Source organism: Micromonospora orduensis, assembly GCF_006228125.1.
GTDB classification, from domain to species: domain Bacteria; phylum Actinomycetota; class Actinomycetes; order Mycobacteriales; family Micromonosporaceae; genus Micromonospora; species Micromonospora orduensis.
The window spans coordinates 1-9,848 of record NZ_VDFY01000299.1; the positions used below are offsets into that span (position 1 = coordinate 1).

At 73.1% G+C, this 9,848-nt stretch carries 6 protein-coding genes; 3 read left to right on the top strand and 3 right to left on the bottom strand.

The features are described from left to right. Positions 1-288 precede the first annotated feature (288 nt). Positions 289-804 (top strand): helix-turn-helix transcriptional regulator, encoded by a 516-nt coding sequence (locus tag FHG89_RS31490; RefSeq protein WP_139588023.1) that lies wholly within the window; start codon positions 289-291, stop codon positions 802-804. A gap of 72 nt (positions 805-876) precedes the next feature. Here the strand turns inward: FHG89_RS31490 and FHG89_RS31495 are convergent, their stop codons facing one another. The 3 genes from FHG89_RS31495 to FHG89_RS31505 form a co-directional block, all read right to left on the bottom strand. Further along, positions 877-4,155, bottom strand: a complete 3,279-nt coding sequence (locus tag FHG89_RS31495) for a lamin tail domain-containing protein (protein WP_139588024.1) — start codon at positions 4,153-4,155, stop codon at positions 877-879. A gap of 92 nt (positions 4,156-4,247) precedes the next feature. Continuing rightward, positions 4,248-5,264 carry a GNAT family N-acetyltransferase gene (locus FHG89_RS31500; protein WP_139588028.1) on the bottom strand — a complete coding sequence of 339 codons (1,017 nt, stop codon included), beginning with the start codon at positions 5,262-5,264 and terminating at the stop codon, positions 4,248-4,250. 72 nt (positions 5,265-5,336) lie between these two features. Then, positions 5,337-6,620, bottom strand: coding sequence for a lytic murein transglycosylase (locus FHG89_RS31505; protein ID WP_139588025.1), 1,284 nt, complete (start codon positions 6,618-6,620; stop codon positions 5,337-5,339). A 54-nt stretch (positions 6,621-6,674) separates the two neighbouring features. On the opposite strand from FHG89_RS31505, the gene FHG89_RS31510 reads away from it, so the two are divergent. Both FHG89_RS31510 and FHG89_RS31515 read left to right on the top strand, forming a co-directional pair. Continuing rightward, on the top strand, positions 6,675-6,896 hold the full coding sequence (locus FHG89_RS31510; protein WP_139588026.1) for an FmdB family zinc ribbon protein: 222 nt from the start codon (positions 6,675-6,677) through the stop codon (positions 6,894-6,896). Positions 6,897-7,048: 152 nt separating this feature from the next. Beyond that, positions 7,049-9,848: ATP-binding protein (locus tag FHG89_RS31515; RefSeq protein WP_139588027.1), on the top strand; the 2,800-nt coding region annotated here is incomplete at its 3' end.

Genomic DNA, 9,848 nt, shown 5'->3' on the forward strand with positions numbered 1-9,848 from the left:
GCCATTGGTGCATATCGAGCTGCAGAGCAAAGGGGGTTGGCGGGGGGTTGGGGGTCCTACCGGTCGGCATCGGGGTTGCCCTGGTCGGGCCAGGGCTGGGGCATGTGCTGAGTTTCCGGCTCGCTGTGGCGCCAGGAGATCCGTGACGCAGCGTATTGGCGGCGCGTGGGGGTGCCGCGAGCACGGAAAGTGATCCGTCGGCGCGGGCTTTATCCACAGGTCGGCTCGTTGTCCACAGGTGCGGTGACCGGGATTGCGGTCAGCTTCACCAGGCGGGACGGTGGCTGCATGAGCGATTCGTCAGCCTCATCCGAGCCGGTGCTGCTCACCGAGCCTTCCGACGCGCCCTGGCCGGCCGCCGGTATCGTCCGCGCGGTCCGCCGTCGCGCCGACCTGAGCCAGCGCGAGCTGGCTCGGTGGGCGGGTGTGCACCATGCCACCATCGGTCGGATCGAGGCCGGACGCATGGTGCCGAGCATCGTCCTGCTCCGGCGGATCATCGGCGTGGTCGGCCACCGGCTGGCCGTGGTGGACGAGTTCGGCCGAGTGCTGAAACCGATGCTGGACTGGCAGGACACGCGCAACGGCGCGGAGCGCCGCTACCCGTCGCACCTCGACACCATCCTCGACCCCGAGCTGGGCGAGTGGTGGGCGGACATCTACGGGCTGGCCCGCCCACCGGAGACGTTCTACCGCGACAGGGCAGTTCGGGACGCGATGCGGCTGCGCAGCCAGTGGGAGGTGCGGGTGGCCCAACACCGGCACCTGCCCCGGCCACCCTGGCCGCCGCGCGGGGTGGTCTGACCTGGCGCGACCACGAGCGAGGCCCGCCGATCCGGTTTCGGATCGACGGGCCTCGGCCGGGAGCGCTCGACGTCAGTCGTCGTTGGTGATGGTGCCCGTCGCCAGCGGATCGGCCAGCCGCAGGCCGGGCACGCCGGCCACCAGCAGCGTCAGCTTCTCGTTCGGCTCCCGCTTCCGGTCACCCCGCACGGTCACCGGGAAGGCGACCGACGTCTGCCCAGCGGCCAACACCTTGCAGCCGACGTACATGTCGAAGTCCGAACCCGCCTGCGCCGTGCCGCCGACCGTGGTGGCGCAGAGCAGCACCGGCTGGGACAACGGCCGGGACACGGTCGCGGTGAAGGTGAGCTGCCGCGTGCCCTGGTCACCCTCGACCACCGTCGCGTCGGCGACCGTCAACGACGACCGGGACCGGAACCTCGCCACCTGCGGGTCGTGGTCACTGGACCCGCGCGACCCGTCGCCGGTGAACTCCGCCGGCCAGTCCGCGTTGATGTGCGCCGCCCGCACCTGCACCAGATCGCCGTAGAGCGCGTCATTGACGAACAGGTGGTCGAGCGTCTGCGCCTGCCCCTCGAAGCTGTACGAGTACGCGGAAGCCGGCACCTCCGCCACCAGGTTGTCCCACAGGCTGTGCAGGCCCGCCTCGTACAGCGGCGCGAGCTGGTCCGACACAGTGGGCTCGCTGCCCGTCGCGATCGGGTCGTCGGGGCGGGGGAACACGTTCAGGTCACCGCCGTAGACCACCCGGGCGTTCTGGTCGGCCGCCTCGATCGCGGTGACGATCGCCGCCCCGTAGCGGGCCTGCTCCCGACGCTGCCCGATCCGGCCGTCCGGGCCGGAGGAGTAGTGGTTGCTGAGCGCGTACAGGGTGAACCGCTCGGACGAGCCGGGCGCGGCGGCCACGCTGAACTCACCCAACTGGGGAGCCCGGGTGAACACGTTGGTGCCGTCCCGGCCGGTCGACGTGTCCACGTCGGACGGCAGCACCGCGTTGAGCGCCTTCGGGTTCTGCACGTCGGCGTTCGCCGGCAGCCCCGGGGCGCGGTACTGGACGGTCGGCGCCGAACCCAGCAGCGGGTCGTCCGCCGTCGCGGCCGGCAACGACAACCGGTCGGTGCGGTACAGGAACGCGGCGGTGATCCCGCGGGCGTCCGCGCCGGTTCGGTCATAGGCCGCGGCGTACGCCGGCCCGCCCGCCTGCGCCACCGCGAGCGCCAACTCCTGGATGCTGTCCGGAGCGCCATCGGCGTTGTCGGTGTCGCCGCAGGCCAGCGCCGCCCCGGACACGGTGCAGATGTCCTGGTCCTCGGCCTCCTGCACCAGGATCAGATCCGGTGCGTGCAGATCGGTGACGATCTGGTCGGCGAGCGCCGTCAGGTGCTCGCGGTAGTCCGCCTCACTGCTCGGCACATAGTCGAACGGCGGGCTGACCCCGGTGCAGCCGGCGTTGCCGGCGAAGTCGCAGCCGTCGAACGGGTCGTCGCGGTAGTCGTACAGGTTCTCCACGTTGTACGTGGCGACCGCCACCTCCTGCGACCGGTCCGCCGGCTTGGGTGGGTTGTTCCTCGACGGGTCCGCCCCGGCGTCGAACTCCGCCCGCTCGACCTGGACGCCGTACTTCTCGAACGAGTAGTAGACACCGCCCACCGCGTCCGCGCGCAGCCTGTCGAAGGTGTGCGCCGGCGGGAGCAGCGCCGCGCTGTCCCCGGAGGTGGCCTTCACGCCCATGCTGCCGAGCAGCACCCGCTGGCCGTTGCCGTCGTCGAAGCGGCGGGTCGGATCGTTGTCCAACGGGTGCGAGTCCCGAAAGACCCGCCGGGAGTACGGGTCGGCGCGGTCCAGCAACGGATCGTCCCGGTCGATCACCCACAACTCCGCGTCAGCCGTGGAGGAGAAGACATCCCGGCCGCTCACCGCGCCGCTGCCCGCGCGTACGCGCAGACGGGAACCCTCGTGCCGCTCCCAGAAGCGCTGCGCGTCGGTCAGTTCGACAGGCGGCGCCGCGACGGTCACCGCCACCTCGGCGTCCACGTCCAGGCCGGTCGCGATCCGGCGGACCAGTGAGGCGCCGGAGAGCTGGGTGAAGTTGTAGTACTCCGACACCCGAGCCCGGAGCACCACCTCGTCACCGACCGTCGGCACGTACCCGCCGATCAGCGACGTGAACGCGCCCATGAACACGAAGACGCCGTCGGAACTGGTCGGGTCGCCGTCGGTGTCGCCGGCGCGGCTCTGCAGGAAGAACCCGTGCTGCTCCGCCCCGGCCGACGTGCGGGCAAGCGTCAACTGGGTGATCACGCCACGTACGTCGTACATCGTGCTGCTGGTGCCATTGCCGCTCGCCGGTGCGAGCGGTGACCGGTCCGACGGGCCGGACTCGGCGTCGGTGGTCGGGCCCTGCACCTCCCCGACGGTCAGCTCCCGGGTCACCTGCACGGCCAGCGCGCAGGTGGCGGTGCCGCCGCCCGCGTCGGTCGCGGTCACCGTCACGGTGTACGCGCCGGCGGCCAGGTCGGCGCTCGCGCCGACCGTGGCGCGGGCGGTGCCGCCCACCCCGTCGGCCGGAGTGAACGCGGTACGGGAGATCGAGCCGGCGGTCGGGGTCGGGCTGACCGACGTGACCGCCAGGTCGACGATCGTGTCGTCGGAATCGGCGGCGGTGACCTCGCGGCTCGCGGCCGTGCCCGCCGCGGTGACAAGTGGTCCGCCGCAGGTCAACGTGGCCGGTACGTCCACCGGACCGCCGCCGTCCACGGTGTGCGCGCCGAGCCCGTCGAACGTGTCGACCGGGAGGCCGGCCCACTGGGCGGCGGGGTCGAACGCGTCCGACGGGTCGGTGTCACCGGCGGTCACGCTCGCCAGCCGGCGCAGGGTGTTGTCCGCGGTGCTGGTCGCGCCGGCACCCCACTCGGTGCCCGGGTCGACGCCCACCTGGCCGATCGAGTCGAGCACCGTGGTGCCCCGGCGCAGCACGATCGCGTCGTCGCCGTTGAACAGGCTCGCCCCGGTGGTCTGGTCGGCCTGGGCGAGGACGGCGGCCGAGGCCGACGCGCTGGCGAAGACGAACGCGTCGCCGGCGGCCACGCTCCCGGTCAACGCGATGGTGGTGGCCGTGGTGGAGCCGTTGAAGTAGAGCTGCAACTGGTAGCCGCCGGCGGTCAGGTCGACTGCGGCGCCGGTGCCGTTGAACAGCTCGATCGCCTTGTTGTTCGACGATCCCTCGACGTACTCCGAGATGAACAGGTCGGTGGGCGCGGCGCTGGCCGCGGTGGGTGCGACGCCGAGCGCCGTGACGGTCACGGCGGCGGTGGCGGTCGCGAGCGCGGCTATTGAGCGGCGCGGGCGCATAGGGCCTCCACGATGGGTGGACGGGGGTCAACGCACGTTAAGGTGCCCGACTGTCCATCGTCCATCCCCCATCGGACAGTTTCGTGAATTCCTCAGCGCGGCGGGTCGAGGCGGTGCACCAGCTCGGCGACGTCGACGCTGTATTCGCACCAGTCCCGGTCGGGCCGGTAACCCAGCTCTGCGTTGACCTTGAGCATCGCCTCGTTGGCCTGCGCGTTCCAGGTCTGCACCTCGACCAGCTCCGGCTCGGCGGACCGCAGCTCCATCAGCATCCGGGCCTTGATCGCCCGGTCGATGCCGTAACCCCGGTGGTCCTGCGCGACGATCGTGTCGTACTGGTCGGCGCGGGTCGGGTGCTGCGCCGGCACCACCACCTCGGTCAGGCCGGCCACCTCACCGCTCTGCTCGTGCCGGGCCAGCACGATGTACGGCTTCATGCCCCGCCGGTGCAGGGTGTCCAGGCTGTCCCGCAGCCGCTGCGGATCGTACGAGCTGGGCCGCAACTCGCCGTCGTCGACGTCGCGCACCTCGGCCTTGGCCCGCGCGTACGCCTCGATCAGGTCGTCAGGCGGCCCGCCGGGGAAGAACTCCAGGTGGTAACCCGCCGCGACGCCGGTGGCCATCTCGGCCAGCTCCGGCCAGTCGACCGCGGACAGGTCGAGGACGCTGCGCGTCTCCACGTACTCCCGGGCGAAGCCGAGCGACTCGTAGAAGCCCACCGCCGGCGTGTCGCCGACGACCTCCACCCCGATCGACTGGAAGCCCTCCTGGTAGACCCGCCGGGCGGCACGCAGCACCAGGTCACGGCCGAGCCCGGAGCGTCGGACCGACGGGTGCACCAGCACCTCGAGCACGCCGATGTCGCCGAGGAGCAGCACATGGACCTGGCCGAGAATCGCACCCGGATCGGCTGGGTCGGTCGGGTCGGCCTGGGCGATCCAGGAGATCCGCCGTTCGCCGGGCATCACCTCGGCGAGGTATTCCCGCAGGGAGGTCTCCCGCCAGGGCGGGTCCTGCGGCAGATCGGCCGCAAGAACCGCGTTCAGCGTGTCCAGCAGCGACGCGATCTCGGCGGACGACGCGGTCCTGGGGTCCCACTCGCGCACCATCACCCGTCTAGCTTGCCGCTAACAGCAGCCCGGGGGAAGTGTCCAGTTCTCCAATGTATGTGAACGATCACTTCACGTACGGCTGGACCGTCCGTACCGGTTTGCGGTGTCGTAGACGTCCTGGGCGTACCGGCGCACGTCGTTGTACGACAGGATGGCGTTCCACCAGTCGCCCGGGATGCTCAGGTTGCGGCCGCCCTTGCACAGGTAGTTCGCGGCTGCCAGGGCGGCGTCGTCCAGGTCGTGCGGGTCCTTGCGCCCGTCGTTGTCCGCGTCCGCGCCGATCTCCTGCCAGGTGGTCGGGATGAACTGCATCGGCCCGATCGCGTGGTCGAAGGTGGCGTCCCTGTCGAGGGCCCCGCGGTCGGTGTCGATGATCCGCATCCGGCCGTCCTTGCCGTCCAACGGCAGCCCGATGATCTCTGGCAGCGCCTTGCCGTCCTGCCCCAGCCGAGCGCGGTTGGCCGAGCCGTGCCCCGACTCGACCTGACCGATCGCGGCCAGCGTGGTCCAGCTCAACGCGCAACTGCGGTTGGTCTGGGCGAGCACCAGCTCGGCGTAGCCGTATGCCTGCATGGCGACCGGCGGGACACCCACCTTGGCGCCGACCTGCTGGGCCCAGCCGGCCAGCGCGTCCGAGGGGCGTCCGCCGGCCACCGGTGGGACGGCCGGGCCGGTCGGGAACCCGCCGGTGGGGATTCCGCCCGTCGGCCCGCCGGTGGGCACTCCGCCACCGGGCAGGCCGGTGGGCAGCCCACCGGAGGGCAGGCCGACCGGCGGAGCGGCGGCGGTCGGCGTCTCGGACGAGTCGACGGCGACCGGTCGGGGGGCGCGGATGGTGGCGGGCACGAGCAGCGCGCCCGCCGCGGCGGTCGCGGCCACCAGGGCCAGCAGGAACACGCCGGGCAGGGTGAGTCGGCCACTGGGCCGGCGGGCCCAGGCCCGGGTCGCCCGGGCGGCGGTCGTCGCGGCCTGGCGTGGCGGCGGCAGTCGTACGGCGTGCGCGAACGGCACCCGGCGACGTCGCCCGGGATCGACGACCGCCGGGAAAGGCGCCGCGTCCACAGTGGTCACGGCCAGGCCCGTCGCCGGGGCCGGTCCGCCGGTCGGCTCGGGGGCGTCCGATCCGGTGGTCGCCTTCGCCGGGTCCGCGGTCGGCTCGACGGCCTTCGGCTCACCGCTCGGCGTGTCGGCCGTCGGGGAGGTGGAGGACGTGGTGGTGGAGCTTCCGCTCAGCCAGGGGCGGCGGGGGCGGGGCACCACCCTCGGCGCCGGATCCGGCGCGGCTCCCGAACCGTCCAGCGGCGCGGACGGTCGTAGCGGTCGTACTCGCTTCTGGTCCTCGCCGTCCACCACCCGTCGAGTATTACCCATGCCCCGCCGAGCGTCAGGTCCACGTACCCTGATGCCATGCCCCGGTACGAGTTCCGATGCCGCGCCTGCGGCGACACCTTCGAGGTCAACCGTCCAATGGCGGCAGCCGGCGAGCCGGCGACCTGCCCGCAGGGACACGCCGACACGGTCAAGCTTCTGTCCGCGGTCGCGGTCACCGGCCGGGGCGTGGGTGGTCCGTCCGGTGGTGCCGCGGCCCCGGGCGGGGGCGGTTGCTGCGGCGGCGCCTGCGGTTGCTGATCGGGCCGGTTCGCCGCCGTCTGGTGGGCTGCCCTTGCCGGGAGCGGGTTCGAGTGGCACTTTGAGGCGGCACCGGGCCGGCCGTTCTCACGATGCGTGACCGCTCGGACTCAGGCAGCATGAACCCGACGTCACGGGCGGAGGTTCCACGCATGTCGCCACGGATCCAGCTCCCGAGCGGTTGGGTGACCTTCGTGTTCACCGACATCGAGGGCTCGACCCGGCTGGCCCAGCTGCTCGGCTCGGACTACCGCCCGGTGCTCGCCGAGCACCGCCGGCTGCTGCGCCGGACGCTCGCCTGCACCGGCGGCGCGGAGCTGCTGACCGAGGGCGACTCGTTCTTCCTGGCCTTCGACGACGCGACGGCGGCCCTGACCGCCTGCCTGACCGCACAGCGGGCGTTGACGAGCCACGACTGGCCCACCCCAGAGGCCGCGCCCCGGGTGCGGATGGGCCTGCACACCGGCTACGCGGAGTCGCGCGACGGGGAGTACGCCAGCCCCGAGGTGCACCGGGCGGCCCGGGTGGCCGCCGCGGCGCACGGCGGGCAGGTGCTCTGTTCGGCGTCGACCGCCCGCCGGGCCGACCCGCTGCCAGCCGGTGCCACCCTGCTCGACCTGGGCCTGCACCGGCTGCGCGGGTTCGACGACCGGGAGCGGCTGTTCCAACTCGTCGCGCCGGGCCTGGAGCGGCAGTTCCCCCGACCCCGCACCGCCGACGCGGTTGCGCACAACCTGCCGACGCAGGTGACGTCCTTCGTCGGCCGGCAGACCGAGCGCGTCGAGCTGGGCCTGCTGGTGGAGCGGCACCGCCTGGTCACCGTGCTGGGCGCCGGTGGGGCGGGCAAGACCCGGCTCGCGGTGGAGCTGGCCAGTGGCGTGGTCGAGGCGTACCCGGACGGCGTGTGGTTCGTCGACATCGCCTCGGTGACCGACCCGGGGTTGGTGGCGTTCGCCATCGCCGCCGTGCTCGGGCTGCGACCGGAGCCGGGCCGCCCGATGCTGGACACCCTCGTCGAGTACGCGGCCGGTCGTCGGATGCTTGTCGTGCTGGACACCTGCGACACGCAGCCGGCGGCGTGCGCGGAGGTCATCGCGCGGTTGCTCTCCGGTGGGGGAGGCGTACGGGTGCTGGCGACCAGCCGCGAGTCGTTCAGCCTGCCCGGCGAGGTGGTGTGGCGGATTCCGCCGCTCTCGGTGGACCCGCGGGGCGACGGCGCGGAGAGCGACGCGGTCGCGCTGTTGCTGGACCGTACGGCGGCGGCGCGGGGTGGCCGGCAGCCGGAACTGGCCGAGTCGGCCGACCTGCGTCGGGTGGTGCAGCGGCTCGACGGGCTGCCCCTGGCCATCGAGTTGGCGGCGGCCCGGCTGCGGGTGCTCTCCGTCGGTCAGCTCGCCGAGCGGCTGGACGACGTGCTCGGCACGTTGGACGCCGGCCGGGAGGATCCGGAGCCGCCGCCGGTGGAGCGGGGCTGGTCCGGCAACCAGCAGGACACTGTGGACCTGGTGGCGGCCGCGGCCGGGGCGTCGCCGCCGACTCCGGCGAGCAGGGCGGTGCAGCGTTCGGCCACCGAACGGCATCTGACCATGCAGGCCACCGTCACCTGGTCGTACCGGACGTTGGGGCCCCGGGCCGCCCGTCTGCTGCGGTGGCTGGCGGTCTTCGCCGGCCCGGTGGACCTGGCGACGGTGGAGTGGCTGCTGGGCGACGACCCGCTGGATCCACTGTCGGTGCTTGTGGACAAGTCGATGGTGCTGGCCGAGCCGCGGGCGGCCGGCAGCACGTACCGGATGCTCGACCCGATCCGGGCGTACGCGGCGCGCCGGCTGGCCGAGGCGGGTGAGGAGCAGGCTGCCCGGGATCGGCACGTGGCCTGGTCGGCGCACGCGTTGGAGCGGGCGCATCTGGGCCCGGACGGGCGGCCGGTGACGCTGTCGCTCTACACCCTGGACCCGCTGGCCGGGGAGCTGCGGGCGGCGCTGCGGTGGTGTGCCACCGGGGGCAGCGCCCGCGCCGGCCTCGGTCTGGCCGGCGGGCTGGACCAGTGGTGGCGGGAGCGTGGCCTGGCCCGGGAGGGGCGGCTGTGGCTGTTCCGGCTGTACGGGCGCATCGCCGAGACCGGTGAGCGGATCCCGGAGGCGGAGTTGGCGGCGGCGTACCACATGCACTCCCTGCACGCCGGCGCGGACGGCGAGTTCGCCGAGGAGTTGCGTTTCTCCCAGCGGGCGGAGGCGGCGGCCCGGCAGGCCGGCGACGCCGGGTTGCTGGCGCGGGTGCTCGCCGGTCGTGCGGCGCCGCTTGTCGACATGGGGCAGTTCGCCGAGGCCGAGCGGGTGTGCCGGGAGGTCATCGACTGGGCGCACGGGCAGGACGTGGTCGGCGAGGCGTTGTTCGCGGTGTTCAGCCTGGCCGAGCTGCTGTGGCGAAGGGGCGCGCTGGAGGAGGCCGCGGACCTGCTGGGGGCGGTCCGTCCGGTGGAGGCGGCCCGGCCGGTGGAGCGGGGCCGACGGTCGGTGGACATGCTGCTCGGGATGGTCGCGCTGGCCCGGGGCGACGTGATCGCCGCGCACGAGCATCTGCTGGTGGCGTTGCGTTCGCGGATGGGTCACGGCTATCACGGCGGTGCCTGCGACACGTTGAACGCGATCGCGGTGCGCTGCGCGGCCGGCGGGAACCGGCTGACTGCGGCTCGGTTGTTCGGGGCGGCGCAGGCCACCCGGGCGAGCATGCGGGCGACGCCGGGGATCTACGGCGGCTACTGGGCCGAGCGGCAGGCGGAGCTGCGGGCCGCGTTGGGTGACGCGGCCTTCGACGATGCGTACGGCGAGGGCACCGAGTTGGGGTTGGACGAGGCCGCGGTGCTGGCGCTCGACGTGGAACATCCGGATCTGGCGGCGGATTCGACCCGCTTCAGCACCGGACTGTCCCAACCGATGTCTCTTATACCCATCT

Bases quoted from the DNA above. Each gene is read 5' to 3' on its own strand.
- FHG89_RS31490 (WP_139588023.1), top strand. From the start codon at position 289: ATGAGCGATTCGTCAGCCTCATCCGAGCCGGTGCTGCTCACCGAGCCT.
- FHG89_RS31495 (WP_139588024.1), bottom strand. From the start codon at position 4,155: ATGCGCCCGCGCCGCTCAATAGCCGCGCTCGCGACCGCCACCGCCGCC.
- FHG89_RS31500 (WP_139588028.1), bottom strand. From the start codon at position 5,264: ATGGTGCGCGAGTGGGACCCCAGGACCGCGTCGTCCGCCGAGATCGCG.
- FHG89_RS31510 (WP_139588026.1), top strand. From the start codon at position 6,675: ATGCCCCGGTACGAGTTCCGATGCCGCGCCTGCGGCGACACCTTCGAG.